The organism is Sedimentibacter sp. zth1 (genome assembly GCF_017352195.1).
Lineage (GTDB): Bacteria > Bacillota > Clostridia > Tissierellales > Sedimentibacteraceae > UBA1535.
Window position 1 is genome coordinate 2,923,657 of sequence record NZ_CP071445.1, and the last position, 26,472, is coordinate 2,950,128.

Consider the following 26,472-nt stretch of genomic DNA (forward strand, 5'->3'; position numbering starts at 1 on the left):
TATGGAAAAGATTTTGATTTTGAACGGAAGTCCCAAAGGAAAGAATGGGAATACTGCTAAGTTGATTGATCAATTTATGAGAGGCTATCAAATGATAAAATCTAATAGTCACATCGACTATGTAGAACTATATAAAAAAAATATAAAAAACTGTATTGGATGTTTTAACTGTTGGTCAAAGACTCCCGGTAAGTGCATTCATCAAGATGATATGGATACTTTGCTACAGCAGTACGAGGATGCCGATCTGGTTATTTGGGCAACTCCATTATATCATTACGGAATGACCTCAATTCTAAAGACTTTTGTCGAAAGGACTCTTCCCGTAAATAAACCATACATAATTAAAAATGAGGGTAAATTTACCCATCCACAACGTTGCGAAATTTCAAGAAAAAAAAACATTCTCATTTCAAATTGCGGATTTCCTGAACACCATAATTTTGACGTCATGACGCAGTCTTTCAAAAAAATTACCAACGATTGTATTGATGAAAGCATCTTGTGTATAATGGGAGAACTTTTGTCAGTAGAACAACTTGATGGTCGTATACAGTGGTACATGGACGTACTGAAGAAGGCTGGCGAGGAATATGCTCAAAATGGACAATTTAATTTAGATACAAGGAACATTCTACATCAGCCTTTAGTGCCTGTAGAAGATTTTATTGAAATTGCTAATTTAAGTTGGGAAGCAGAAGGTGAAACACCACCTAGTCTAGACGAAGCTATGAATGAAAAAATATCAAGTAATACAAAACATAAAAAAGTAGAATCAAATATGGAGAATAAAATGGTTAAATATCTTCAAAATTCAAGTGTTCTAGGAATTAATGGTGAAAAATGGATGAGTATTTCATTCATTCCTTGGATGCTGTCATGGTTATTTATTGGAGGTAGCAACATTTTAGGTGTATGGGGTGCACTACTTTTAAGTGTAGTGATAGTCGCTATCAAGATGAAAAGTAGAGAGGTTACATATTTTGAAAAAATGAGTGTGCTTTACTTTAGTGTGCTAGGCTTATTGGAAATACTAGGAATTTCATTTAGTAGTACCGTAGGAACATTACTCAATTATTTCGCTATTGCTTTGATATGGGGTGTTTCTGTACTTGATCGTAAACCGCTAACAGCTGACTATTCAAAGCATCGTTTCAAAAAAGATATTGAGGGCGATATTATTTTCTTTAAAATATTCATTAAGACTAATGAGATACTTACATTATTTTGGAGTGGTATGTTTATTATTCAGGGGGGGTTATTCATTCTTTTGAAACAGCTTAATCTTGTGAAGCTTTCACCACTTATCTATATTTTGATTTTTGTGGCATTAAAATTCACACTGTGGTTTTCTTCTTGGTATCCTAGACATATTATCAGTGGGCATGTAGGAGCTAGTAACAAGTAATATTATAAATAATGAAGGATGATTAAAAAAGGATTTCCGTACGGTGGAGCAAAGAAATATCCAAAGCCAAACACGTGGGATAAGTTTTTAAAATAAGACTGAATTGGATTAAAATTACAAAATTATTGAGTAATGTATATTGAAATGTTACAATAATTCCAAGTATATACAAAAAAATGCTTTAAAAAAGCTTTTCAAAGTTCAAGAAGCATATTCATATAATTAGGAACGATACAATTTTCATGTTAAAAAATCACGTTGTGATAAAAAAAGAAGTTGTACAAAGAATTTTGTAGTAGTAAAGAAAAAACGCAGGTATTAAAGGGAATCGATTTGGAAATATATGCAGGTGATTTTACTACGATTATGGGACCTTCAGGTTCTGGAAAATCTACTTTGCTATATTGTATAAGTGGGATGGATAAGCTTACAGAAGGTGAAGTATTGTATAATAATGAATGTATAAGTAAATATTCTGAGAAAAAAATGGCATTGTTGAGAAGAGGTGATTTCGGGTTTGTTTTTCAACAAATACATTTAGTTAGTAATCTTACTCTGTTTGAAAATGTTGCTGTTCCAGGGTATCTTAATTCATCAAAAACGAATCTTCAAATTAATAAAAGAGCAGAAAAATTATTGACAAGTGTAAATTTGAAAGATCGAATGAAACATTTGCCGTCACAAGTATCAGGTGGTGAACAACAAAGAGCAGCAGTTGCAAGAGCGTTGATTAATGAACCTAAGTTATTGTTTGCTGATAAGCCAACGGGTGCATTAAACAGAAAAAATACAGAGGAAGTTTTGGAGCTCTTTTCAAAAATAAATGATGCTGGACAGAGCATTTTAATGGTAACACATGATGTAAGAATAGCTTCAAGAGCGACGGAAATTATAAAATTACAGGTTATTATCAAAGTGTTAATAAAGCAGGAATGCAGTTTTCAATGCTATTGTCGGGAATGTATAGGTTGAATTCAGAATTTGAAGTTACAATGTATGATTATACAGTTTCTAATTCTGATGAGGTCGAATTGATAGCTGAGGAAATTAGTGAAGAGTATGGTGAAAAAATAAAGGTAACAACACTTGGTGATATAATGAAGAGCGTAAAGACAATTTCTGATTTATCAGGAGTAATTGTTCTTATTGTATATATAATTTCAATTATTTTTGTATTGGTAGTTGCATATATGGTATGTAGCAAGGTGTTTTTTAGGGAAAGGAAAGATTTTGGAATTTACAAAGCGTTTGGATTTACATCTACAAATTTAAGAATGCAATTTGTTTTGAGATTTTTAATAGTAGCAGTTATTGGTTCTACAATAGGAACGATTTTAAGTGTGATTTTTAGCAAAAAGGTAATAGGTCTTGTGTTAAAAATGATGGGAATTACAAATTTTAATGCAAATTATTCTGTAATGGGAATTGTGGGACCTATTTTATTGTTGAGTCTTGGATTTGGTTTATCTTCATTAATAATTTCGAGAAAAATTAAAAAGGTAAATACAAGAATGCTTATAGTAGAATAATAATTGATATAGATTTGTTTTTTGATGAGACCACGGAAAAAGATTATCAATTTGCATTGCGACAAAAAAAGCGTAAACAAAAGAAGAGAGGGCATTAGTCTCTGTGCTTTTGTTTGAAACTTAATATTCAAAATTAGTAAGCGAAGCCTTTGGTTAAATCATGATTAATAGGCTTCGTTATTATTTTATTTAAGTAAAAATATTTGGTAAAATTAGTTGATTTTCCTTTTTTATATGCTATACTTAGTAAGGGTTGCTTAATTTTTTTAAATACATACATTTCTTCTTGAAATAGAAATATACTTATATGTTTATGAGATGAAGAATACAAAGAGAATAAAAGACGTGTCAATTAGAACTTATATTAACTTAGCAAAAATGAGCAGGATTTAAATCAGCAATATTAACTATTTTTTTAAATGATAAAAAATTACCTGGCAAATTGATAGAGTTTTAAGCATATTTTTTATAAACTTTGGTGTCTTACTAAATGACATTAAAGTTTTTTTCTTTTCTAAGGGCGACTGTGTTATTGTGAAAAATTTAAAAATAAATTCAAACTTTAATGGAGGTAACAAAATGTTTAAAAATATGAAAATAAGGAAAAAGATAATCTCTGGATTTACTTGTATGACTATTATTATAGTGATATTTTGTGGAATATTTGTTAGTAGCACATTGCGTACAAAACAAAGAAATGATATGAATACTCATACTTATAAAGTTATTCTTAATTATAAGTCACTACTTGAATCTCTCATCAATGCTGAAACTGGACAAAGAGGATATTTGATATCAGGAGAGAAAGAATTTCTCGAACCATTTGATGCAAACGTTGAAAAATGTAGAACTACATTAGTAGAACTGAAAGAACTTACATCGGGCAACCAGAAACAGCAGGAAAATTTAAATGTCATAGAGCAAAAATCAGAGGAATTTATAGAAATTTTGGAAAATAGCATTTCACTGCGCAAAAGCAGATATACCAATGCTGTTGTAGAAAATGAAAAAAAACAACTTGGTAAAGAAAGCATGGATGTTTTGCGTAACGTGATTGACAATGGACTTAAAATTGAACAGGATTTACTTGCTGTAAGAGAACAGAAATCTAAAAATTTATTTATTTTTTCTATTATAGCAACAGCTGTAGAAATGATAATTGCAATTGTTTTATCTATCATTATTGCAATTAAAATATCTGGAAGTATTAGTAAACCGATAAATAAATGTGTAGAAAGGCTTAATTTGCTTGCCCAAGGCGATTTAAAAACGCCAGTACCCAATATTCATACAAAAGATGAAACAGGTATGCTTGCCGATTCTACAAGATTAATTGTTAAAAACATCAATGGTATTATTGGTGGTATGACGGCTGCTTTAGGAGAAATGAGCAGCGGAAATTTAGCAATTGAAAATAATAATGCGAATGAGTACTATATAGGTGACTTTGCACCATTGAAAACGGCTATGTTTAAGATTCTCAATAGTTTGAATGATACTCTTTCACAGATTAATCAGGCATCTGAACAAATAGCAAGTGGTGCAGATCAAGTTTCTTCTGGTGCACAAGGGCTTTCACAAGGAGCAGCAGAACAAGCAAGTTCTATCGAGGAAGTGGCTGCAACTATTAACGAAATTTCTGTTCAAATTAATAAGAATGCACAAAATGCACAAGAAGGAAAAATTAATTCTGATGAAACAGCTACACTTGTTATGCAGAGCAATGAATTAATGCAACAGATGATTAACTCAATGGATGAAATTAGTAACACATCAAATGAAATTGGAAAGATTATAAAAAGCATTGATGATATAGCATTCCAAACAAATATTCTTGCACTTAATGCGGCTGTCGAAGCGGCTCGTGCAGGTAAAGCTGGTATGGGTTTTGCAGTTGTTGCTGATGAAGTTCGAAATCTCGCAGGAAAATCTGCTGAAAGTGCAAAAAATACAGCAGTACTTATTGAAAGTAGTATTAATGTAGTAGCAAATGGTGTAGAGATAGCACAGAAAACAGCACAGTCGTTAGAGCAAGTAGTTTTAAAATCAGGAAAAGTTATATCTGTGATTGATGAAATTGCACTTGCATCTGAGGGACAGGCAAATTCGATTATTCAAGTAACACAATCTATAGATCAAATTTCATCGGTTGTTCAGACAAACTCTGCTACTGCTGAAGAAAGTGCAGCAGCAAGTGAAGAATTAGATGGACAAGCTGATTTGCTTAAGAATTTAGTTAGTGTATTTAAGTTAAGAGAAGACAGTGCCGATGTGCTAACAACTGAGGCAGAAGATGAACATTTAGTTGAAAATTCTTTGAGTTAATAGTAAATTTAGGTGCGAAGTCTTAGGTCAATTTAGTGACTTAAAGGCTTCGCTTTTTTTATATACTAAGAAGTTCTACTCCTAGTATATGAAAAACTATATAATTTGCAAATAATATATTAATTTCATGCGTTTGACCATTGATAAATTATAGTGTAAAATTATATTAAAATACTTATTTAAGTACAAATAAAAAGGAAATTTAAAATGAAAATAAAAAGACCATTTTTAAGAGAAGATATAAAAGAATTAGATGAAGATTTTGTAATCTTTGTTAGAAAGGCGATAGAAGAAGATGAAGAAATTGAGAATATAATTATAAGAGAAGTTGAAATATCCGATATAGATTTATCTAATGTATATTTTAGTCAAATTAAATTCAAAAATTGTGAATTTGTAAATTGCATATTAGAAAAATCAAGTTTTATAAACTGTACATTTGATAATTGTGATTTTTCAAATTGTAATTTTGATAGCTCATATTTTAGTTCCTGTGAAATTTCATCGTCAAAATGTCTTGGTGTCAATTTAAATAATAGTACGATGAAAGAATTAACAGTAAAAGAATGTAATTTCAATTTTTCCATTATGGATAAAATTAATTTTAAATCCGTAATATTTTTAGACAGTACTCTTGATAGTGCTAATATGGCGGAAAGCATTTTGAAAAATGTAGAGTTTGATCATTCTACACTTACAGGTGCAAGTTTTTTTAAGACATTTCTAAAAGGCATTGATTTAAGAAGTTGTCAAATAGAGGGTATAGCTGTATCTGATGATTTTCATGAATTAAGAGGTGCAATCGTAGATTTATATCAAGCTTCAGAATTAGCTAGGCTTTTAGGTCTAGTAATTAAATAACGGAACTCTTGTTATTGTTTGACAAAAAAATTAATATGTACTAATATATACACATGTTTATGAAAAGGTATTTTAAAACAATTTAAGAGGGAGATAATATGAACGAAATTTTTAAAAGAACACTTGTTGTTCTAATGGTATTGGCTATGTCAGTAATGACAGCCTGTGGAACTTCAAATGCTTCTAAAGCTGAATTTGAAACAGGAAATTTTGATGGAATGGTATTTACTAATGAGTGGGCAAATATGAAATTTACTTTTCCAGAAGGTAGCGTTATTGCAACACAGGAAGAAATAGATGCAGTGATGAAGCAAGGAAATGCATCAATATATGGAAATGACGAAAAAGCACAGGAAACTGTGAAAAAAGCAGTTGATTTAAAGATTGTATATGATTTTATGGTAGCAAACCCATCTCAATTCCCAAGCTACCAGTTAATGTATGAAAATCTTGCATTAACAATAGGAGGTTCGAAATATACTGAAAAACAGTATTTAGAGGAATCAATGAAGCCGGTTCTTGCTAATGAAAATTTAGGTTACAAAATAGTAGATGAAGGAACAAAAAAATTGGCAGGTAAAGATTTTTATTATTATGATTTGTCAGCTTACAATGGTGCAGCTTTTCAGACTATGTACTGTCACAAATTAGATGACAGAATGATAATATTTACAGTTACATATGCGCCTGGTCAGGAGCAAACTGTGCAACAAGTAATAGATAGTATTACAGAAGCAAAATAGAATATTATAAAAATTTTTAAACAAAAGACAGTTCTGTGAATTACAGAACTGTCTTTTGTTTTGGCTGAGAATATTTATGTAGTTATTCTCCTAAGATTTCATTGATTTCATCTATACGTGACTGTAGAAAAAGTTTTTCGTTTTGTAATATAGTTTTACTATTCTTATTTGATATTGTAGTAGGATATAAGCCGCTATAGTTTAAATTTCTTCTACAAAAACCACCTATTGGACCTGTCCCGTATGGGCCTGTACCGTCTCCTCTTGGCATATTAACATCTCCTTTCCGTTTTGAATAGTTATTGACATATGTCAATAACTACCGTACTTATACGATAACACCATTAATGACATATGTCAATAACTTTTTTAAAGTTTTTTTATTAGTGAATTAGAGTAAAAATTAATGAGTATAATAAGAATGTAAGTGATATTATCACTTACACTTTTTTAATTCCTTGATATACTCACGCTATACACCAAATCAGCATATATATTTGAAATTTAAAACTTGAAAGGAGTTCTTTAATGCAATATTTTATAACATTTCTTGAAGGGATAATAACATTTGTTTCACCTTGCCTTCTTCCAATGCTACCAATATACATTTCATATTTTGCAGGAGGAAATTCAGAAATACATAAAACAAAAACATTAAAAAATGCATTAGGTTTTGTACTTGGTTTTACAATTATATTTACTATAATGGGCGCTTTTGCTGGAAGTATTGGTAGTTTTCTAAAACAATATCAAACAACAGTAGATATTGTTTCAGGAATAATAGTAATATTATTTGGTTTAAATTTTTTAGGAGTTATCAAATTATCATTATTTAAAGGTAGTAGAAACACTAAAAATATAAACGAGCTAGGCTTTTTTTCATCAATATTATTTGGAATGGTCTTTTCAATTGGCTGGACTCCATGTGTTGGAGCATTCTTGGGCTCAGCACTTATGTTAGCGTCACAGCAGGGATCTATAATTCGAGGTATTGGATTATTACTTAGCTATTCATTTGGCTTAGGCATACCATTTATAGTAAGTGCAGTATTGATAGATAAATTAAAAAGTACATTTAATTTTATTAAAAAGAATTATAAAATCATCAACATTATATCTGGAAGTCTTTTAATTTTAGTGGGCATAATGATGATGACAGGTTCAATGGGATATTTATTATCTATTTTAAGTTTTTAGGAGGGTATAATGAAAAATAAATTAAAGACAATTATTTATCTTGTAGTTTTAGTTGTATTTATAGGTGGAGCAACTATGTTATATAATAATTTGAAGGATAATCCAGTTAACGATATATCAATGGATAATAGTCAAGATAATGAGACTAAAGGCGAAGATTCTAATGATACAGAAGAAGAAAAAATTAAAGCACCTGATTTTACAGTTACGGATAAGGATGGTAATGAAGTAAAACTGTCGGATTATATTGGTAAACCAATTGTACTAAACTTTTGGGCTAGCTGGTGTCCACCATGCAAAGGTGAAATGCCACATTTTAATGAAGTATATTTAGACAAAGGTGAAGATGTTGTATTTTTTATGGTTGATATGGTTGATGGTGCAAGAGAAACACAGAAAAAAGGTAAACAATTTATTGAAGATATGAAATACGAATTTCCAGTATATTTTGATAATGGTCAGAGTGCCGCATATACATATGGCATAGTGTCAATTCCTACAACATTTTTTATTGACAAGGATGGGTATGTTGTAAATGGCGTAAAAGGGGCTGCTTCAAAGAATGTTCTTTTAAAAGGAATAGATATGATTACCAACCAGAGTGAATAGCAATAAAAAAAGAGAGTAATCTCTCTTTTTTTATGACATCATTTCTAAAATTGAATGCTTTGGTACTAAACCAACAGAACGATTAATTTCTTTTCCTTTTTCAACAAGAACAAGAGTAGGAATGCTCATTACAAAGAATTTTTTTGCTAATTCAGGATGTTCATCAATATTAATCTTACATACCTTTACATTATCTTGCTCACTGGCTATTTCGTCCACAGTTGGTGAAAGCATTTTGCATGGATTACACCAACTTGCCCAAAAATCTATTAATACTTGCTTTTTTGAATTTAAAATTTCTTGCTCAAAATTTTGTTTATTAATTGTTATCGTTTTCATAGTATATACCTCTTTTTAATTTATTAATATCATTATATTCACTGCAAAAAATAAATTCTGTGATAATATCACAGTAATACATAATAATACAATTTATATAATAAAATTAATTTTTAAAAAATAAAATAATTAAAAAATAAAATATTGGGAACAATTTTAATTATAAATAGTCTATAATATATATAGGATAAGTATGCTAAGTTATAAATAATTTGGAGGCGAAAATGAACAAAAAAATAATTAAAGCATTAGTAATAACTACTGCAGTATCAATGATAATATCTACCACAGCTGCATTTGCCGACAGTGGAAAGTCTGCAAAAAATTCTAAGACTGAGCAGAATATAAACCATAACAAAAACAGCTATTCAAACAAACATAATAACGGAATAGATGATGAAAAGGATGATGAAGAAATATTAGGCACAGTCATAAGAGTATATGGCAATAAGATTGAAGTTGAAACAGAAGGCGCAGAAATCATAACAGTAAAAATTACTAATAAAACAGAAATAGAAATAGAAAATGAAGATGATGAAGATAATGAAGAATCAACATTCAAGTGTTTGAAAGTTGGAATGATAGTTGATATTGAACTTAAAAATGATAAATCAAATCAACATCAATTAGATGCTGAAAAGGTAACTATATTAGGCATTGAATCAGATGATGAAGATGAAGATGACGAAGATGATGAAGATACAACTGAAAATGTTATAATAAACAATGCAAGTGTAGAAAAGATTTATAATAATAATGTATTGATAAATAATGATGGAACTCTTTTGATTCTTAATATAACTAATGAAACAAAATTCTTTAATCAGTTTAATCAAGAAATAACATTTGCTGGTATTAAAAAAGGTATGATTGTAAAGGTTGAGCATTCACCACAAATGACAAAAAGCATACCAGCTATAACGAATGCAGTAGAAATAACTGTTATTAAAGATCAAAAAGACAATGTGAAGATAAAAAGCGAAGTAGTAGAAGTAGATAAATATGATAAAACTATAACTATAGGCAATAAAGAAAAACTATATGAGCAGTTAGTTCTAAACATAAATGAAGATACTAAGTTGTTAGATAGATTTAATATGCCAATAAGCATTTACAATATTAAACCAGGAATGATAATTTTAGTTGAACATAGCAGTGCAATGACAAGAAGCATTCCGGCTCAGACCAATGCAGTTAGTATTAAAATAGTAAAATCAATACCAGATAGTATACTTTTGAGTACTAAAGTGTTAGATGTCCTTGAAGATAGAATATTAGTAGGTGAAAAGGAACACGAAAATACCTATAAATATCTTCTAATAAACTATAAAACAATAATTACCGATAAAAATGGCAAGATTATAGAATTATCAGACATAAAAGAAGGTATGAGTATCACAGTTGAACATTCTATGATATCAACTTTGAGTATACCACCACAAACACAAGCATACATTATTATAGTAAATAATTAAATTATTAGTTTATTAATAAAAGTACTAATTTCTGAAAATGAAATTAGTACTTTTTTATATACTAGGAAAGTTCTATTTCTAGTATATAAAAAATAACATATAATCATAAAAAATTAATAGACAATAATTCTTATGAAGAATATATAAAAATGAGAAGTGAAATGAGCGGAAAAAGTCCTGAAGAGTTTCGTCAAAAGTTATCATATAGTACATACAGATATTTCTATCCAGAAGTATTAGCAAGAGATATTCTGATAGCTCACGCAAAAGAAAACTTTATCAAGAGAGTGTAAATAAAAGAATAGCAAGAAGAAACGTATATTTTTGTACATATAAACGAGTACAAAAATATACGGTTTATTTTAATTAAAAATACAAAGTAAATGTTTACCTAAATATGATATAATACGATGAAATATGAAATAGTATAGTCAATAATTATTAGACTAAGAATTGTTAAGGAGTAATTATGAAAATTATAGATTTAAGCTATAAAATATCTAACAATATGCCGACTTTTCCTGGTGACGATTTGGTTGAAATTAAAGAAAATAAGACGTTGGAGAGGGACTATTATAATGCTATAAGTCTTAAAACTAATATGCATGTTGGCACTCATGTAGATATAGCTAGACATTTACTTGCAGATGATAGAACTATTGATGAAATACCAATTGATAAATTTATTGGTAAAGGTGTTCTTTTAGATGTTAGAGGAGAACAGATAATTAGCTTCAAAAAAGACTATGAAAAGTTGATAAAAGAAAATGACATTGTTCTTTTGTATACAGGATACGCAGATTTATATACTGAAACAAGTAAATATTATGAAAACTATCCAGTATTAGAGGATAAATTCGCTGATTTTTTAGTTTATAAAAATATAAAAATGATAGGAATAGATACTCCTTCCCCTGACAAAGAACCATTTAATATACATAAAAAACTTCTTAATAATGATATATTTATAATTGAAAATTTAACTAATTTAGAAAATTTAATTAATATTAATAGTTTCATGGTGTATGCAGTACCTCTAAAAATAACAGCGGAAGCAAGCATAGTAAGAGCATTTGCAATTAGTGATTTATAAAAAATATTTAAGTTATATTTTATTGACAAAGCAAATTATGAATGATAGTATTAATTAACAATAAATACAATGTATTTATATATTGCCAAAATAAGGAACAAAGGGAAATAATGAGGGGGGTAGTTTTATGAACAAAAAACTAACAAAAATTGTTGTACTAATATTTATTTTAATAGCTATAATTGTTGGGTGCAAAAATATTCAAACTAGTAATCAGCAATTAGAATTGAGCTCTATAAATGATTGTATTGAATATCTTACTTCAGATGAATGTGAAGGTAGATACCCTGGAACAAAAGGAAATATGAATGCGCAAAATTATATCATGGAAAAAATGCAAGACTGTGGACTAGAATCATTTGAAAATAATTATTTGTTTTCATACGAAAAACCTATAGTCTCTATTTCTGAAGAAGAAACCAAACTAGAAATTCTTAAAAAAATGAAATTATTAGTTTCGAATACGGAAAAGATTTCATTGAAGGAACTTGCTATAATGTAGATATATCTGCTCCTTTGTGTTTAGAAGCAGATAATAAAGATTGTATTCTTCTCCTTAAAGAACACCCTAACAGTAATAATGCAAACCCAAATGGCCAAGTTTATCTAGTTCTTGATGAAGATGTTAAGAGAAGTGCACCATTTCATCATAATATAGATAAAAAAATATTTCATATATCTAAGGATACTTATAGCAAATTATATGAAAATATTGGAGAAGAAGTACATATTAAAATAGACTCCAAAGAAAAAATTATTACACAAAATCATGTCGTATCTATGATTACAGGTCAAAGTCATGATGTTGCAGTTGTCATATCTGCACATTACGATCATGTAGGAAAAATTAATAATACAATATGGAGAGGAGCAATTGATAACGCTTCAGGTGTTTCCGCAATGCTGCAAATTGCAGAAGAATTAAGTACATATTATAAAACAACTAAACCACCTGTAGATATAATATTTTGTGCGTTCAATAGTGAAGAAAGTTCTAATGAAAACTATTCTATGGGGAGTAGCTATTTTTCCGAATATCTAAAAACGCGATATAATAATATATATAATATCAATTTTGACTGTGTTGGTGGTAATGTCGAAGATAATCTAATAACTTTTGATATAAATTCCAAGAGTAATACTAATGAAATAAAAAATATATTAGAAGTATTACAAGAATCATTTATTGCAAATAATTATGATACTGCAATAACGGAAAATTCTTTTGCAAGTGATCATTGGAAATTTGACGAGGGTATTAATATCTCAACAGGTACTGGTGATGGATTAATTCACACACCAAAAGATACAAAAGAATTATTGAATCCTAATTATATATATCAAATATCAGAGATAGTGTATGAGTATATTATAAATAGTATTAATATTTTTATAAAAACTAATGATGAGACGAACTATGATGATAGCAAAATATTCTCAATTATTGATTCTGAAGAAGAAAAATTACAGCCATACACCTTGAAATATATGGAGATTGAAGATAATGTGTATTGTATAATAAACAATGAAGTAGATACTACAATAGAAGATATTAAAAATATTTCAAAAGTGGATTTAAGTTCTATTTCTAAATATTTAGATGTAGAGGATGTTTCTGGTACTATTTCTTACTATTATGATTGGTATGACCCTAATAAACATGAATTAGACAAAATATATGATGTAAATACAGAATTCAATAATTTTGTAACAATTAGATTATTTGATAATTCATTTGGCGACCAAATAAATAATTCATATACTATAGAAATTGTTAATATTAAAGATAAAAACAGTGCAGTTGGCAGTAGTCTTTATAATATTTATTTGAATCAAGATTACATCTATGAGTTAGAGAAAGATGGAATAACTTATAAAATACAGGATACAGTTGTATCTTATGACGAAGAAGGAAATCCAAAAGAAAAGCAGATATTAATTTATGCAGAAAAATCATTTAATGAAAAAGTAGTTTTCATGACTTTCCAATGCCCAGATTTATTTAAAAGAAATGGGTTTGTTCATAAAGATATTGAAACATCATTGGATGAACTAAATAAAATTTTGGAACAAGAAAAATTCTATGAATTTGCTAATGAAACAATAGAAAATATTTGGGAACAAGTAAAATAATTATAGGCTACGCCCTATTCACGGTGGAACAGATGTACTTGGATAGTTTTAATGAGAGTAAGCTTAAAGAAATTCTAAATATAACAAAGGATATAGCCTTAAAAATTAGCTATATCCTTTAAGATACCAAAATTTTTTACAACGGTAAATCTTTTTTAGTGAAAATATAAGCACCTACGCTGTAAAGAACTATAGATATTGTCACAAGTATAAGAATTGGTAAAAGTATATCAGTTTTTCCTGCAGCAATTTCACTTGATGGTAATAATGTGAAAATTGTTGCATATTTTAAATTTTCTAAGTTTCCACCCATATTAGCAAGCATATTAACTAAGTATAATAATATTGGAATACCAGCACCAAATAAAAATGAGTTTTTACTTTCATTAAATATGCATGATGCTAAAAAAGATATTCCGGCAACTGCCAATTGTAATAAAAATAAACTTAAAGACATCAAAATGTAATTTTTTATGTTCAATTGACCTGGAAACATAATTTCACTTGTTACTATTGCAAGTATTGTTGAAAATAAAACTAGTAATAAAATATTGATAATCATAACCAATATTTGTGTGAATATTATTTTTTTTCTTGTATTTGGTGAAGCAAGTATACATGCCATTGAACCTGAATCAACATATCCTGCAACTAGCTTATTTGCAAGCATTATAGTAAAAATCATAGGAAATACTATAAGTATAAATCCAAACAAATATGAATCCAAAAACGATATAAGGTCGTTCCCGGCTGAAGTCATACCCATAGCGGACATCATACCGGGCATTGCTTCCTCAAATTGTTTTAGCATATCTCCAAGCTTAGGGTCAAACATGTAAACCATAATCGGAACATAAAGAGCTAGTATTGCCATAAATATCAACAAAATTTTGTAATTAGATTTTATTTCTTTTTTAAATAGTGGTAAACTAATCATTATTTGTCACCTCCGTAAAAATGTAAAAATAATTCTTCTAAAGTTTGTGTTTTAATTTCTAAATCTTTAATATTTAGCTCTGAAATATCTCTCAATAGTGGGGATATATTTCCTGTAACACTGATAGTAACAGTATTGTTTTGTATAGATGATATCTTATATTTTTTAGATTTGATTTTATTTACATCATCCTCTGAATTAAATGTTATTATATATGACTTAGCTTTTTTATCCTTTAAAGTAGCCATATCTTCAATTGCAATAATTTTGCCATCCTTTATAATTGCTGTCCTATCACATGTTTTTTCAATTTCTTCAAAATTATGTGATGAGATGAATATTGTTTTACCTTTTTTTTGTTCTTCCAACAATAAATCGATAAATCTATTTTGCATAAGTGGATCTAGTCCACTTGTAGGTTCGTCTAGAATTATTATATCGGGATTATTCATGAATGCACATATGATACCAATCTTTTGCTTCATACCTTTAGACATTCTTCTTAAAGAGCCCTTTGCATCTAATTCAAAAATCTCCGTTAATTCTTTAGCTCTTGACATATCCTTCATATTTTTCATTTCAGCAATAAAATTAATCATTTGAATTCCTGACATATTATTCATGAAAGCAATTTCACCCGGTAAATATCCAAGAGTATCTTGAATAAGGGCTGAATCATTCCAACAGTTTTTTTCATTTATAAAGCAGCTTCCTTTGTCTGGCTTTATAAATCCCATTAGGTGTCTAATTGTAGTAGTTTTACCTGCACCGTTAGGACCTAAAAAACCAAATATTTCGCCTTCGTTTACTGATAGATTTACATTAAAAACACCTTTGTTGTTTCCATAATCTTTGGTAAGATTGTTAGTCTTAATTATTTCCTTCATTTACATCCTCCTTGTAAAATAGTTTCATCAACTTTATTTGCAATTTCAATATTAGCTTTATTTTCCAAATGAGTATTAAAACATAATTATAAAATTATTGACCAATTTAGTCAATGGTTATTTTAAATAATTTATATAAATTTATAAGCTTATGTTACAATTATGCGTTCCTAAATAAGAAATAAAAATAATAATTTGTGAAATACTATATTGTGTGCAGTTAAGTATTATAATAAATTTTAAAAATTCAGTCTAGATGGAGGCATAATATGTCAATAGAAAAATTGTTAATACCAAAAGATTATTACAGTAGATTTTCGGTAATGGAAACAGAAATTGCAATTAAAAAAATAAAAGATTTTTTTGAAGAAGAATTAGCTAAAAATTTATCACTAACTAGAGTTTCGGCACCTTTAATGGTAAGAAAAAATACCGGATTAAATGATGATTTGAACGGCATAGAGAGAGCGGTAAATTTTGATATGAAAGAAACAAATTACGATGTTGAAATAGTTCAATCACTTGCAAAGTGGAAAAGAATGGCGCTTAAAAAATATAGATTTGATAAACACACAGGTCTTTACACAGATATGAATGCTATTAGAAGGGATGAGGACCTTGACAATATACATTCAATATATGTTGACCAATGGGACTGGGAGATAATTATTGCTAAAGAAGATAGAAATATAGATACACTGAAGGATACAGTAAGATTAATATATAAAACATTTTTGGATACAGAAAAAAGATTAGAAGAAATATATCCATTCCTAAAAAATGATTTACCAAAACAAATAGAGTTTATTACTTCACAGGAATTACTTGATATGTATCCGAATTTAACTGTAAAACAAAGAGAATATGAAATATCTAAAAAATACAAGGCAGTATTTATTATGCAGATAGGAGATAAGCTATTAGATGGAACTATACATGATGGTAGAGCTGCTGATTATGACGATTGGTCTTTGAATGGAGATATAATATTTTATTATGAAACATTAGATATTGCATTGGAATTATCATCAATGGGTATCAGAGTTGATAAAAATGCATTGATATATCAGTTAGAGCAAAGAAGTCAAATGAACAAAATGAATTTAAGTTTTCATATGCAAGTACTGGATGAAGACCTTCCTTATACAATTGGTGGAGGTATTGGTCAATCTCGCATATGTATGTATTTTCTTAAAAAGGCCCATGTAGGAGAAGTGCAAGCTTCAATATGGTCTGAAGAAATGATTGAAGCTTGCAATGAAAATGATATACATTTATTATAATATCTTATGCATTAATAAAAATTAACCACCTAATGTAACATCTTGTGTGTCGTACCATTTTAGTGCTTCGATAAATTGTTGCTTTGTAAATTCAGGCCACATTTTGTCTATAGTGTATATATCAGCATAAACAGCTTGAACCGGGAGTAGTCCTGAAAGTCTTTTTCTACCTCCCCATCGTATGATTAAATCGATCCTTGAAATATCTTTTGAATTAAGTAGACTCATGATTGTATTCCTATTGGTTGAATGAATATTCATGTTGCTTAAATCCCATTCCCAGCCATAATTAACTAAAAAGTTAACCTTGATTTCATCTTTACCTATTGAAACTCTGCTCTTAGTATATGGTAAAAGCTCTTTAGGAAACATATTTGACTCTGTATTGCCAACTACTAATAAATTTACATTTTCCTTTTGAATCATCCTTACTGCATCTATACATGCTGTTGTAAAAGCTTTTACTTCAATCGTAGGTCGTTTGCAATTATCTGTTGTAAATCCGTAATAGGTTAATTCTTTAACACCGTATTCTTTAGCAAGCCTAAGTACATCAACACCTGGATTGAGTCCATGGTCGTAGCCCATGTATTTATCTAAGCCTAATCGATTTGCCCATCTTCTATTTCCATCAGGAATTATAGCAATATGCTTTGGTATTCTCATTATTATTCACTCCCTTTATGTATAAGTATGACCAAATATAATTAATTTAACATAAATTAATGAAATATAAGATTAATATGTATGTAATTGTTTATGTGGCTTACATTATTAATAAATTTATATTATATACATATATATTAATAATATTTAATTCGATTTGTTTTTACACCTCGGAGGTATTATTATGAAATTTTTCAAATTTGTATCTATTGCAAATAGAAGCATTAGCATTTTCGAAAAAATCATTCCTATTATTATTGTTATAATGCTTATAATTATATGTTTTGTTTTCAGAAAAAAAGTAATAGAGAATGATAATAATAGAAATATTAAGAGATTATTGTTTTATATGTTTGTAGTAACCTTTATATTAGATTATATTTTTACTTATTCACAGTTTGGTGTGCACATTGATAATTTGCCTCTTGAATTGTGTAGTTTGGGTGCAATATGCTCAATGATTGCACTAAAAAATAATAATTTAAAAATAATTTATTTTTTGGAGGTAATATTTTTACCAGCTGCATTTATGGCAATGGTGGCTCCTGTAACAGGTGGTTCATATAAATATCTTCAATATTATTTGTTTATGATAAATCATGGATTAACAATTTTCATACCTTCTTATTACATTTTTGCAGAGAAAATATTACCAAATGTTAAACAGATTTTTGTAAGTATTTTAATATTGATAGTTGTAGCTATTGTTATGTGTATATTTAATACAATTTTTAAAACCTCATATATGTTTATATCTTTAGTTAAAAATCCTTTTAGTGTAGGTATTATAGGTTCATTGGGAGAACCACCGTTATATATTATAAAATTAACTATTTTGGGTATAACAATTCTATCTTTGTGGGGAGCTGTTTTGTTAATTATAAAATATATTATAAATAAAATAGATGATAAAAATAAAAAGGTATCTCAGATAATATAAAATATTAATAAAATATATATTCAATTAAGAAATAAGTATTATACTAGTTATATAATACTTATTTTTTTACATACTAGGAAAGTTTTACTCTTAGTATATAATAAAGGGGAGAGTACAAATATGACAAAATTAGTGTCTTGGTTTGACGGTGAAGTATATAATAAAGAGATAGAATTAAGTTTTCATGATTGCGATTTTAAAAAGAGAATTAAGATAGCAACTGTTATGGCATTAGCTTCTGATACTGCGGGTAAAGATTACACAGCTAGAGGAATAACTCATGCAAAAATGCTAGAAATTAAGCAAGTTATGTTACTTGCTAGGTATCACATACATTTTAACAAAATACCTAAAGTAGATGAAATTTTAACAATTAAAACTTGGGAAAAAGGAATTAAGGATGGTTTTGTACTTAGGGATTATGAATTTATTGATTCAAGTAATGAAATTAGTATTACTACTTCAAGCACATGGTTTATAATTAATCATGAAACAAGGAAAATAGTAAGACCTAAAGCATTTCATGGTAAAGTTATAGGCAATAGCGATAAAGATATTGGTTGCGAGCCTTGTCATAGATTACAAATTGATGAAGAAAAGCTATTATCTTTAGGAAAACATATTGTAAATTTTTCAGAGCTTGATGGTAATGGTCATTTAAACAATGCTAATTATGGAAACATTATTTTTGATGTTATGATGGATAATTTTCCTAACAAAGAATTTAAAGATTTTTATATTAATTATATAAAAGAAGCTAAAGCAGGTGAAGTAATTTCTATATTTAGCTATGAGGATAATAATAAAATTTATATTGTTGGTAAAATAGAAACTGAAACTTGTTTTATGTGTTTGCTTGCTTGATGAGTTTTTTATACGTGGCTATTTTGTTTTTACTATGCTTTATTTTAATAATGTAAGCTTTAAGCCTAAAAGTCTGCTTCTAATTTTAAGAAAGCAGATTTTTTTGATTTGAATAAATAAAGCTAGCCTATGAAGCAAAAAGAAAACTACATTAATTTTGTAATCACATTGCGTGTAGAAAATTGTAACTTCAGTACACTCCATAATGGTCAAATGCGTGGGACGGGGTACAGTTCAGTCTACCTTGACCAAAGGTCATTACGTTTGACTTCGTACAATTTCAGCTACACTACATGAATGTTACAAAATTAAATCCGTTTTCTTTTCTAAATAAATATACTGAAAGTATTGAAAAATCAGCAAAAGCTTATAGTTAATTTAACCAATATACGGTAAATATAACAGGACGATAAAATTGTTAAATACTCACAATTTTATATGTTGTCGAAAAATGACACGTTTTAACATTTTAAAAATTTTCCAAAAACGTCATGGTGTTTTGTAAAAACATATGATAAAATGTAAAATATAGTAAAAATATACATAATATAAAATATATGAATTTTATATGTATATTGTAGCAAGTTCTAACATAATTAAATAACTTATAGTGATTATAATTTTACTTACACTATCTGCTAACTCCCAAGCAGATAGAAAAGTCTTTATGGGGGTAATAGACTGTGAGTTATAATTATATATACAGTAAAATTAAATTTGCTGTAAAAATTAATAAAAAATTTAGTGTCTACTTTGACACTATCGATTTATAAAAAAGGAGAAAATATATGAAAAAGTTTATATGTATGTTTATTTCAGTTCTTATTGCTACTACTATGGTAATGCCTGTATCAGCAGTTGAGAAATCTGAAAATATTATTGATTATACTAATAAAATTGAAGTAAAAGCTGAAAGAGATTTAAGTAATGACGTTCTGCCGTATGGATTGTTTGACGACTATAATGTATATAGTGGTGGTTCTTGGGTTATGGATGGATTAGTTGGAGTTGGTGCAAAAGGCTGGACAAATATAGTTGAAAAGAGTGATGGAACATATAGGTATCATTATACAAATGTAGCTGTTTATGCTGATCATGATGAAAATACTGTTTATACATCTGGTAGAGAGTGGGGCTCAGGTAAAGTTGAGGCTTCAACTGGTGATCTTGGAGAGGGTGCAATGCACCATTATAGGATTTTTTATGGTTGGTAGTAATAAAAATTTATTGATAATATATTTTTATTAATCGAAAGCAAGTTTTATTGAAATAACAATTTTTGATAAATTACTAGTTCAACATGTAAGAAATGGATGTCGCATAATTATTATTTTTTCAAAAAAGTAATTATGCAACATCTACTATAATTTTAAAAGTGAGGAAGTATGACTAAAAAATTAGTTTTGGGTTTCTCTATAATAATTTTATTATTGCAATTATTGTTTATATCATATATTAATTATAATGATTTTGTTGATTTACAAATAATTACATCAAATTCATTAATTTCAGATCAATCTGTTTCTTTGATTTTAAGAGCAGGCGATGTACCACAACTATATGAATTATTAGAATTAATAAAAATTTATCCTGATATAACTCTTTTGTCAAAACTTTATAATTTTGACAATTTGGTAGTATGGGGACTTTGTGGGAATTGTTATTTAGATAACAATGCAAATTCATTGATAAATGGAAGGTTTTTTGCAAAAGATGATTTTTTTAAGGAAGATTTCAAAGCTGTAGTAAGTGAAAATATATTAAATTCAGATAATTGCTATTTAGATAAAAACGAAAAAATATATTTTAAATTCAACAATAATAATTATGAAGTGATTGGTGTTATATCATCAAATATTAGTAATATGCTTGATAATACTGTTTTTGTCAATTTAGATTCACTTAATATTGAATTTCTAAATAAATTTATTATAGATGGTACAGATAATGAAGTTATAGATAATGCTGTAAATAGCATAATACAAGAATATAATGTTGATATAATAAGTGAAAATAATAATTTTGTAGAAAGATATATATTTAACGATGTTGATAAACATATATTGAGTATTTTTATGGTTATTTTTATTAGTATACTTATAATTACACTTTCAATGTTCATTTTACATTACTATAGCGAAGAAATTAAGGTTAAAAGAATAATAGGCATAAGTTTTAAAAGAATTTTGTCTGATTTGTTAAAAAACATAATTACTTTAACTTTGATAAATACCGCTTTTTTTGTTACTGTTTACACAATTATTTATTACAAAGTTTTGCAAGAAATTCATTTATGTTTTTATTTTTCTCATGTGATTATATTTTCGTGTATTATACTTATAATTATTAGCTGGATAATATATCTGTATATGCTTATATCAAATAATTTCTTTTATAGAAACGGAGTGAAATGAAAATATGAAGTATAAAAATAGCAACTATATACATATATTAATATGCTTTTGCTTGTTGACTATCGCCATGACAGTATTTATGCTTTCAAATAAAAACTATAATAAAGTAGAACATAAAATAATAGATTTTGATAATAAAAATGTTGAATCGACATATTTGAGAGTAAACGATGTTTATGGACAAGATAATCAAAAATCATTATCTGAGTTTTTTGCAGAAAAAGATGCATTGAAACGAATGAAACAGTTTTGCAGTATTTTAAATGAAGAATTTAATTATTTGGAATTTGATAAGCAATCCTTAGTTATACAGTCTGTTTTTAATTATAAGGATGAATTTCGAATTGATTATGGAAGTAAATATTTTGGAGAAAACGACAATATTGGTATATCTTTGAAATCTGTGCAGATAGGGAAAAATGCTTATGATGAATTTAATCTTGAAAATCAATTAGCTGATGGAAGAGGATTTGAACCAAAAGACTTTATATTTGATAATAATAAAACAGTTTCAGCTATATTTGGGCATGAATATTCAGAGTTAATTAATATAGGCGATACAATAAATTTTGAATATTTATCTAAAGATATATCTGTAACAGTTATAGGCTTTTTTGAAAAAGATACTTTAGTGACATTAAATAATAATATATTTTTTTTAGATCGGTATATCACAATCCCTTCATTGGATATGGACTTTATTCCGTTAAATAAAGATGATGAAAGATTTCAAAAGATACTATATTCGTTAAAAAACTGGGGATATATAAAAGTAAACGATGGTGAAGATTATTATGATTATAAAAATAGAATTGATGATGTAAGTAAAGCTTTAGATTTGAAATATGTTGTAAATGAAGCTTACATTTATAAATATATAAAAAATATTTCAAACACAATTAATTCAAGCAAAGGAATATTTTTAATCGCTTCGATAATTTTGCTTCTAATATTATCAGCCATTTTTGCTTATATATATATATGGAATTACAATAAAAACAAAAAAATCTATGCAATTCATTTAATTTGTGGTTGTAATTTTCTCAGAATGAAGCTAAAGATATTTTTTGAAATATTTATACAATTTATATTATCATTGGGCATTGCAGGTTTAGTTAACAGATTATTGTTAGGGCATAATAGTATTTATGTATCTGATCGCATTTTACTTAATAAGGCAATTAGTCAAACTACAAGATTTTCATTTATTATAATGCTTGTAATATGTCTAGTATTAAATATTTATATTAATAAAAGTAATATTTATTCTTCTATCAGAAAAGAAAATTGATAATAAAGGGAAATATATATGATTGAATTTAAAAGTATTAGTAAAATTTTTAAGTATAAAAATACAGAAATAAAGGCACTTGATAGTGTTAGTTTACATATAGATAATAATGAAATGGTTGCAATTATGGGACCAAGCGGTTCGGGTAAAACAACATTGTTGAATATAGCAGGTGGGATATTCAAACAAACCAGTGGAGAATATTTATTCAATAATAAAACTGTGCTGGGTAACGAATCGGATATGGCTAAATTTAGAAGTGATAATGTTGGATTTATTCTACAGCATTCTGCATTAATTAATAATAGAAATGTTTTATATAACATATCATTGCCATTAAAATATAAAAATATCGAAAAAAACAAAATAAAAGAAAAAGTTTTGATAGTTACTGATTCACTTGGTATTTCAAATAAACTTGAAATGTATCCTCATATGCTGTCTGGTGGAGAGTGCCAACGTGTAGCTATTGCTAGAGCAGTTATTACAAATCCAAATATTATTTTAGCGGATGAACCAACATGTTCTTTAGATGATAACAATAAATACGAAGTATTAGATATATTAAAAAAATTAAACAAAGAAGGTATTACAATTATAATAGCAACTCATGATGATACTGTAGCTCAAATTTGTGATAGAAAAATAAATATCAAAAACGGAAAAATTTTTATTTAAAATGTTTTGGTTATTGATGCTTATTCTAGTGAGAGGTTTTATTGTTCAGAGAGATTGTAATAAATACATAATATAGCGGATTTATGTAGTTTGAGTATTAAAGTATCTTAAATAAAAAAGCAAACAAATGAATAAACTATGATTTAGGACAAAAAGAACCGTTCCCAAAATAAATAAAATATAAATTGAACTAGTAGTGTAGTCTGTGGTTTATATAATATAAGCTATAGGCTTTTTTGCTTTTATTAATGAAACAAATTATTCTAAAAAAGTTAGTAATGTAAATAATAAATCTATGTAAAATCAAAAGTTAATGTATTTACAATTACAAACAGAGAAGAGCTTACTGACTGAATATAAAATTTCATTCAAGAAAGATAAAAAACTTGCTATCATTCGTAGAATGTTGTAATATTATATTAGATAGTGTAAAATATACCAATATATTATGAAGGGTAGGTAAAAAATGGACTGCAAAAATTTAAAAATATTAATTTGCGATGATTCAATAATAAGTAGAAAGAAAATAAAAGACATTTTAGCAAAATTAAGTTGTAGTAATTTATACGAGGCAAAAGATGGACAAGAAGCTATAGATATGTATATTAAATCATGTCCAAACGTTGTTTTTATGGATATTACTATGCCTGTTAAAACTGGAATTGAAGCATTACAGGAAATAATTAAAATTAATAAAAAAGCAAAAGTTATTATTACTTCATCTTCAATAACACAATCACATATAAAAGCTGCAATTGATGCTGGTGCTTATGATTTTATGCAAAAACCTTTTGTAGAAGAACAAATAAATAAAATAATAAAAAGAGTTTCAGAGGGTGGTGAATAGATGTTTACTCAGTTTTTTGGCAACTATTTATTAAGCAATGAACATTTAACATCAGATCAATTGTCAAATGTTTTGGTAGCACAAAAAAATGCAAAAGTTAAGCTTGGGGTTTTAGCTATAAATGCCGGACTTATGACATCAGAACAGGTAAGAAAAGTTCACCATATGCAATCTAAAGTAGACAAGAAGTTTGGTAATATAGCCGTTGAGTTAGGCTATTTGACAGATGATCAGGTTGTTGAATTATTAAATGAACAAAAAAGCGGATATCTGTTACTTGGACAGACAATTGTAGATAAGGGCTACATGACACTTGAACAAATTGAAATAGCTCTTGAAAATTATAAAAAAGAACATAAAATTGAAAATATAAATTTTTCAGATGCTCAAAATTATAAACTGTTAAGTGTAATTGAGGAATTTTACAAGTTTAAAAATCGCAAGGATGCAACTATTTATGCGGAATATATTTCTTTATTATTCAAAAATATTATAAGATTTATTGGACAGGATTTTATACCATTAAATCAATTCCAGTTTGAGAACAAAAAATGCGATTTGCTTGCTTCTCAAAATATAAATGGTAAGTTTAGTACATATACAGCTATAGAAGGCAACGAAGAAGCACTTATAAAATTTGCTTCAAGGTTTAGTGAAGAAGAATATGCAGAAAATAATGAATACGTAATGGCATCAGTTGGAGAGTTCTTGAATTTAAATAACGGTATTTTCTCTGTAAATATGTCTAATACTAATAATATAGAACTAGAATTAACACCTCAAGATATTCAAAGTAACATAGAATTGAAAAATCTTAAAAATGCAATTTGTATACCTGTACGTTTTACATTTGGTATAATCAATTTTATTATGGCAGATATTAAATAAGAATAGACATAATAATGAGTTTTCAAATGAAAACTCATTTTTTTTGTAATTAAATGTTATTTTATGTTTTAAATTAATATTTTTAAATTATCCAAAAATTTTAATATATGGTATAATTATTTATAAAGTAAAAGGGTGGTGGCAAAGTTGTGAAAAATAAAATATGTGTCACTTTATTTATTTTTTTAATAATACTATTTATCATGGTAATTAATATTGATGATGTTAATATTAGTAAAAAAGCCAATAAATCTATAACGCATACTGGTAAAAATTATATAGAATGTTTATACTATAATCCTGTCGATTTCATACAAATAAAGGAATTTGAAATAAAGGAAACAGGTATAATACATGGGTGTATTGTACCACATCATTTGGTAGCTAAAGATTTAATACATGAAACATTTCAAAACATAATAAGATGTAAAAATAAATACGAAACAGTAATATTATTCGGACCTGACCACCAAAGCATGGATAAGGGAAAAATTTTTACAACACTGAGAGATTATCAGACCCCATATGGTATTCTGAACACAAATAATCAATTGACGAGTAAACTGATAAATGAAGGTTTAATAGTTGAAAACAACGAAAAAATGACAATAGAACATTCAACATCAACAATAGTTCCGTTTATAAAGTATTATTTAGGCGATGTTGATGTAGTAACATTTGCACTGACTAAGCAGACTAAATTAGAACAAGTTAATAAGCTGATTGATGAAATTTACAAAAATATAGATATTGAAAATACATTATTTATAGCATCAGTTGATTTTTCACATTATTTAACGCTTGATGAAGCTAATACAATGGATACTATAAGCATGGATAAAATAGAAAACAGACAAATAGACGATATCATGAAGTTTACTAATGATAATTTGGATTCTCCCATAAGTATTGTTACAATGCTTAAGCTTATGGAAAAGGGAAAAGCGAATAACATTTACAGACTAAATCACAGCAATCAAAATCTTATACTTACTATAAAATCTAATCAAACTACAAGTTATATAACATACTTATTTTATTAAATTATAATTAATATCGGAGGAA

At 27.5% G+C, this 26,472-nt stretch carries 28 protein-coding genes; 23 read left to right on the forward strand and 5 right to left on the reverse strand.

What is annotated here, in order from left to right; genetic code table 11:
- The first annotated feature begins 1 nt into the window (after position 1).
- From JYG23_RS13815 to JYG23_RS13840, 6 genes are all read left to right on the forward strand, one after another.
- On the forward strand, positions 2–1,408 hold the full coding sequence (locus JYG23_RS13815) for a flavodoxin family protein (protein WP_207236259.1): 1,407 nt from the start codon (positions 2–4) through the stop codon (positions 1,406–1,408).
- A 333-nt stretch (positions 1,409–1,741) separates the two neighbouring features.
- Positions 1,742–2,380 carry an ABC transporter ATP-binding protein gene (locus JYG23_RS13820; protein ID WP_242631589.1) on the forward strand — a complete coding sequence of 213 codons (639 nt, stop codon included), beginning with the start codon at positions 1,742–1,744 and terminating at the stop codon, positions 2,378–2,380.
- Positions 2,368–2,937: an FtsX-like permease family protein gene (locus JYG23_RS13825; protein WP_207236261.1), complete on the forward strand. Its 570-nt coding sequence runs from the start codon at positions 2,368–2,370 to the stop codon at positions 2,935–2,937. Before JYG23_RS13820 ends, JYG23_RS13825 begins: the two co-directional genes overlap by 13 nt.
- 579 nt (positions 2,938–3,516) lie before the next feature.
- A complete protein-coding gene (locus JYG23_RS13830; protein WP_207236262.1) occupies positions 3,517–5,262 on the forward strand; it encodes a methyl-accepting chemotaxis protein in 1,746 nt (581 codons plus the stop codon).
- A gap of 207 nt (positions 5,263–5,469) precedes the next feature.
- Positions 5,470–6,123: a pentapeptide repeat-containing protein gene (locus tag JYG23_RS13835; RefSeq protein ID WP_207236263.1), complete on the forward strand. Its 654-nt coding sequence runs from the start codon at positions 5,470–5,472 to the stop codon at positions 6,121–6,123.
- A gap of 98 nt (positions 6,124–6,221) precedes the next feature.
- Positions 6,222–6,866, forward strand: coding sequence for a hypothetical protein (locus JYG23_RS13840; protein WP_207236264.1), 645 nt, complete (start codon positions 6,222–6,224; stop codon positions 6,864–6,866).
- 82 nt (positions 6,867–6,948) lie between these two features.
- Here the strand turns inward: JYG23_RS13840 and JYG23_RS13845 are convergent, their stop codons facing one another.
- A complete protein-coding gene (locus JYG23_RS13845; protein ID WP_207236265.1) occupies positions 6,949–7,137 on the reverse strand; it encodes a DUF5320 domain-containing protein in 189 nt (62 codons plus the stop codon).
- Positions 7,138–7,394: 257 nt separating this feature from the next.
- On the opposite strand from JYG23_RS13845, the gene JYG23_RS13850 reads away from it, so the two are divergent.
- Complete coding sequence (locus JYG23_RS13850) at positions 7,395–8,063, forward strand: cytochrome c biogenesis CcdA family protein (RefSeq protein ID WP_207236266.1); 669 nt, start codon at positions 7,395–7,397, stop codon at positions 8,061–8,063.
- Positions 8,064–8,072: 9 nt separating this feature from the next.
- Complete coding sequence (locus JYG23_RS13855) at positions 8,073–8,672, forward strand: TlpA disulfide reductase family protein (RefSeq protein WP_207236267.1); 600 nt, start codon at positions 8,073–8,075, stop codon at positions 8,670–8,672.
- A gap of 30 nt (positions 8,673–8,702) precedes the next feature.
- On the opposite strand, the gene trxA is transcribed toward JYG23_RS13855, so the two are convergent.
- Positions 8,703–9,011, reverse strand: coding sequence for a thioredoxin (gene trxA / locus JYG23_RS13860; RefSeq protein WP_207236268.1), 309 nt, complete (start codon positions 9,009–9,011; stop codon positions 8,703–8,705).
- Between the two features lie 224 nt (positions 9,012–9,235).
- On the opposite strand from trxA, the gene JYG23_RS13865 reads away from it, so the two are divergent.
- The 5 genes from JYG23_RS13865 to JYG23_RS13885 all read left to right on the forward strand — a co-directional run bounded on the left by JYG23_RS13865 (position 9,236) and on the right by JYG23_RS13885 (position 13,712).
- Positions 9,236–10,486: a DUF5666 domain-containing protein gene (locus JYG23_RS13865; protein WP_207236269.1), complete on the forward strand. Its 1,251-nt coding sequence runs from the start codon at positions 9,236–9,238 to the stop codon at positions 10,484–10,486.
- Positions 10,487–10,635: 149 nt separating this feature from the next.
- Entirely contained in the window at positions 10,636–10,779 is a 144-nt protein-coding gene (locus JYG23_RS13870) for a hypothetical protein (RefSeq protein WP_207236270.1), read from the forward strand.
- A 176-nt stretch (positions 10,780–10,955) separates the two neighbouring features.
- Positions 10,956–11,579 carry a cyclase family protein gene (locus JYG23_RS13875; protein WP_371818605.1) on the forward strand — a complete coding sequence of 208 codons (624 nt, stop codon included), beginning with the start codon at positions 10,956–10,958 and terminating at the stop codon, positions 11,577–11,579.
- Between the two features lie 127 nt (positions 11,580–11,706).
- Positions 11,707–12,081 carry a hypothetical protein gene (locus JYG23_RS13880; protein ID WP_207236271.1) on the forward strand — a complete coding sequence of 125 codons (375 nt, stop codon included), beginning with the start codon at positions 11,707–11,709 and terminating at the stop codon, positions 12,079–12,081.
- A gap of 14 nt (positions 12,082–12,095) precedes the next feature.
- Complete coding sequence (locus tag JYG23_RS13885; RefSeq protein ID WP_207236272.1) at positions 12,096–13,712, forward strand: M28 family metallopeptidase; 1,617 nt, start codon at positions 12,096–12,098, stop codon at positions 13,710–13,712.
- A 136-nt stretch (positions 13,713–13,848) separates the two neighbouring features.
- Here the strand turns inward: JYG23_RS13885 and JYG23_RS13890 are convergent, their stop codons facing one another.
- A complete protein-coding gene (locus JYG23_RS13890; protein ID WP_207236273.1) occupies positions 13,849–14,649 on the reverse strand; it encodes an ABC transporter permease subunit in 801 nt (266 codons plus the stop codon).
- Positions 14,649–15,536, reverse strand: a complete 888-nt coding sequence (locus JYG23_RS13895) for an ABC transporter ATP-binding protein (RefSeq protein ID WP_207236274.1) — start codon at positions 15,534–15,536, stop codon at positions 14,649–14,651. Before JYG23_RS13895 ends, JYG23_RS13890 begins: the two co-directional genes overlap by 1 nt.
- Positions 15,537–15,811: 275 nt before the next feature.
- On the opposite strand from JYG23_RS13895, the gene asnA reads away from it, so the two are divergent.
- Positions 15,812–16,819, forward strand: coding sequence for an aspartate--ammonia ligase (gene asnA / locus JYG23_RS13900; protein ID WP_207238042.1), 1,008 nt, complete (start codon positions 15,812–15,814; stop codon positions 16,817–16,819).
- Between the two features lie 21 nt (positions 16,820–16,840).
- On the opposite strand, the gene uppS is transcribed toward asnA, so the two are convergent.
- Positions 16,841–17,485, reverse strand: a complete 645-nt coding sequence (gene uppS, locus JYG23_RS13905) for a polyprenyl diphosphate synthase (RefSeq protein ID WP_207236275.1) — start codon at positions 17,483–17,485, stop codon at positions 16,841–16,843.
- A 184-nt stretch (positions 17,486–17,669) separates the two neighbouring features.
- Here uppS and JYG23_RS13910 point away from each other — a divergent pair, with 184 nt between their 5' ends.
- From JYG23_RS13910 to amrB, 9 genes are all read left to right on the forward strand, one after another.
- On the forward strand, positions 17,670–18,425 hold the full coding sequence (locus tag JYG23_RS13910; RefSeq protein WP_207236276.1) for a YwaF family protein: 756 nt from the start codon (positions 17,670–17,672) through the stop codon (positions 18,423–18,425).
- Positions 18,426–18,545: 120 nt separating this feature from the next.
- On the forward strand, positions 18,546–19,289 hold the full coding sequence (locus JYG23_RS13915) for an acyl-[acyl-carrier-protein] thioesterase (protein ID WP_207236277.1): 744 nt from the start codon (positions 18,546–18,548) through the stop codon (positions 19,287–19,289).
- Positions 19,290–20,077: 788 nt separating this feature from the next.
- A complete protein-coding gene (locus tag JYG23_RS13920; RefSeq protein WP_207236278.1) occupies positions 20,078–20,503 on the forward strand; it encodes a hypothetical protein in 426 nt (141 codons plus the stop codon).
- A gap of 171 nt (positions 20,504–20,674) precedes the next feature.
- On the forward strand, positions 20,675–21,703 hold the full coding sequence (locus JYG23_RS13925; RefSeq protein WP_207236279.1) for an ABC transporter permease: 1,029 nt from the start codon (positions 20,675–20,677) through the stop codon (positions 21,701–21,703).
- Positions 21,704–21,707: 4 nt separating this feature from the next.
- Positions 21,708–22,994 (forward strand): hypothetical protein, encoded by a 1,287-nt coding sequence (locus tag JYG23_RS13930; protein ID WP_207236280.1) that lies wholly within the window; start codon positions 21,708–21,710, stop codon positions 22,992–22,994.
- Positions 22,995–23,012: 18 nt separating this feature from the next.
- Entirely contained in the window at positions 23,013–23,672 is a 660-nt protein-coding gene (locus JYG23_RS13935) for an ABC transporter ATP-binding protein (RefSeq protein ID WP_207236281.1), read from the forward strand.
- A 466-nt stretch (positions 23,673–24,138) separates the two neighbouring features.
- The gene (locus tag JYG23_RS13940; RefSeq protein WP_207236282.1) at positions 24,139–24,519 is read left to right on the forward strand and encodes a response regulator; all 381 of its coding nucleotides are present in this window, start codon (positions 24,139–24,141) and stop codon (positions 24,517–24,519) included.
- Complete coding sequence (locus tag JYG23_RS13945) at positions 24,520–25,407, forward strand: hypothetical protein (protein ID WP_207236283.1); 888 nt, start codon at positions 24,520–24,522, stop codon at positions 25,405–25,407.
- Positions 25,408–25,556: 149 nt separating this feature from the next.
- On the forward strand, positions 25,557–26,450 hold the full coding sequence (gene amrB / locus JYG23_RS13950) for an AmmeMemoRadiSam system protein B (RefSeq protein WP_207236284.1): 894 nt from the start codon (positions 25,557–25,559) through the stop codon (positions 26,448–26,450).
- The last annotated feature ends 22 nt before the right edge of the window (positions 26,451–26,472 follow it).

Excerpts from the sequence above, each read along its gene's own strand:
- JYG23_RS13815 (WP_207236259.1), top strand. The coding sequence starts at position 2 with ATGGAAAAGATTTTGATTTTGAACGGAAGTCCCAAAGGAAAGAATGGG.
- JYG23_RS13825 (WP_207236261.1), top strand. The coding sequence starts at position 2,368 with ATGTATAGGTTGAATTCAGAATTTGAAGTTACAATGTATGATTATACA.
- JYG23_RS13830 (WP_207236262.1), top strand. The coding sequence starts at position 3,517 with ATGTTTAAAAATATGAAAATAAGGAAAAAGATAATCTCTGGATTTACT.
- JYG23_RS13835 (WP_207236263.1), top strand. The coding sequence starts at position 5,470 with ATGAAAATAAAAAGACCATTTTTAAGAGAAGATATAAAAGAATTAGAT.
- JYG23_RS13840 (WP_207236264.1), top strand. The coding sequence starts at position 6,222 with ATGAACGAAATTTTTAAAAGAACACTTGTTGTTCTAATGGTATTGGCT.
- JYG23_RS13845 (WP_207236265.1), bottom strand. The coding sequence starts at position 7,137 with ATGCCAAGAGGAGACGGTACAGGCCCATACGGGACAGGTCCAATAGGT.
- JYG23_RS13850 (WP_207236266.1), top strand. The coding sequence starts at position 7,395 with ATGCAATATTTTATAACATTTCTTGAAGGGATAATAACATTTGTTTCA.
- JYG23_RS13855 (WP_207236267.1), top strand. The coding sequence starts at position 8,073 with ATGAAAAATAAATTAAAGACAATTATTTATCTTGTAGTTTTAGTTGTA.
- trxA (WP_207236268.1), bottom strand. The coding sequence starts at position 9,011 with ATGAAAACGATAACAATTAATAAACAAAATTTTGAGCAAGAAATTTTA.
- JYG23_RS13865 (WP_207236269.1), top strand. The coding sequence starts at position 9,236 with ATGAACAAAAAAATAATTAAAGCATTAGTAATAACTACTGCAGTATCA.
- JYG23_RS13870 (WP_207236270.1), top strand. The coding sequence starts at position 10,636 with ATGAGAAGTGAAATGAGCGGAAAAAGTCCTGAAGAGTTTCGTCAAAAG.
- JYG23_RS13875 (WP_371818605.1), top strand. The coding sequence starts at position 10,956 with ATGAAAATTATAGATTTAAGCTATAAAATATCTAACAATATGCCGACT.
- JYG23_RS13880 (WP_207236271.1), top strand. The coding sequence starts at position 11,707 with ATGAACAAAAAACTAACAAAAATTGTTGTACTAATATTTATTTTAATA.
- JYG23_RS13890 (WP_207236273.1), bottom strand. The coding sequence starts at position 14,649 with ATGATTAGTTTACCACTATTTAAAAAAGAAATAAAATCTAATTACAAA.
- JYG23_RS13895 (WP_207236274.1), bottom strand. The coding sequence starts at position 15,536 with ATGAAGGAAATAATTAAGACTAACAATCTTACCAAAGATTATGGAAAC.
- uppS (WP_207236275.1), bottom strand. The coding sequence starts at position 17,485 with ATGAGAATACCAAAGCATATTGCTATAATTCCTGATGGAAATAGAAGA.
- JYG23_RS13910 (WP_207236276.1), top strand. The coding sequence starts at position 17,670 with ATGAAATTTTTCAAATTTGTATCTATTGCAAATAGAAGCATTAGCATT.
- JYG23_RS13915 (WP_207236277.1), top strand. The coding sequence starts at position 18,546 with ATGACAAAATTAGTGTCTTGGTTTGACGGTGAAGTATATAATAAAGAG.
- JYG23_RS13920 (WP_207236278.1), top strand. The coding sequence starts at position 20,078 with ATGAAAAAGTTTATATGTATGTTTATTTCAGTTCTTATTGCTACTACT.
- JYG23_RS13925 (WP_207236279.1), top strand. The coding sequence starts at position 20,675 with ATGACTAAAAAATTAGTTTTGGGTTTCTCTATAATAATTTTATTATTG.
- JYG23_RS13930 (WP_207236280.1), top strand. The coding sequence starts at position 21,708 with ATGAAGTATAAAAATAGCAACTATATACATATATTAATATGCTTTTGC.
- JYG23_RS13935 (WP_207236281.1), top strand. The coding sequence starts at position 23,013 with ATGATTGAATTTAAAAGTATTAGTAAAATTTTTAAGTATAAAAATACA.
- JYG23_RS13940 (WP_207236282.1), top strand. The coding sequence starts at position 24,139 with ATGGACTGCAAAAATTTAAAAATATTAATTTGCGATGATTCAATAATA.
- JYG23_RS13945 (WP_207236283.1), top strand. The coding sequence starts at position 24,520 with ATGTTTACTCAGTTTTTTGGCAACTATTTATTAAGCAATGAACATTTA.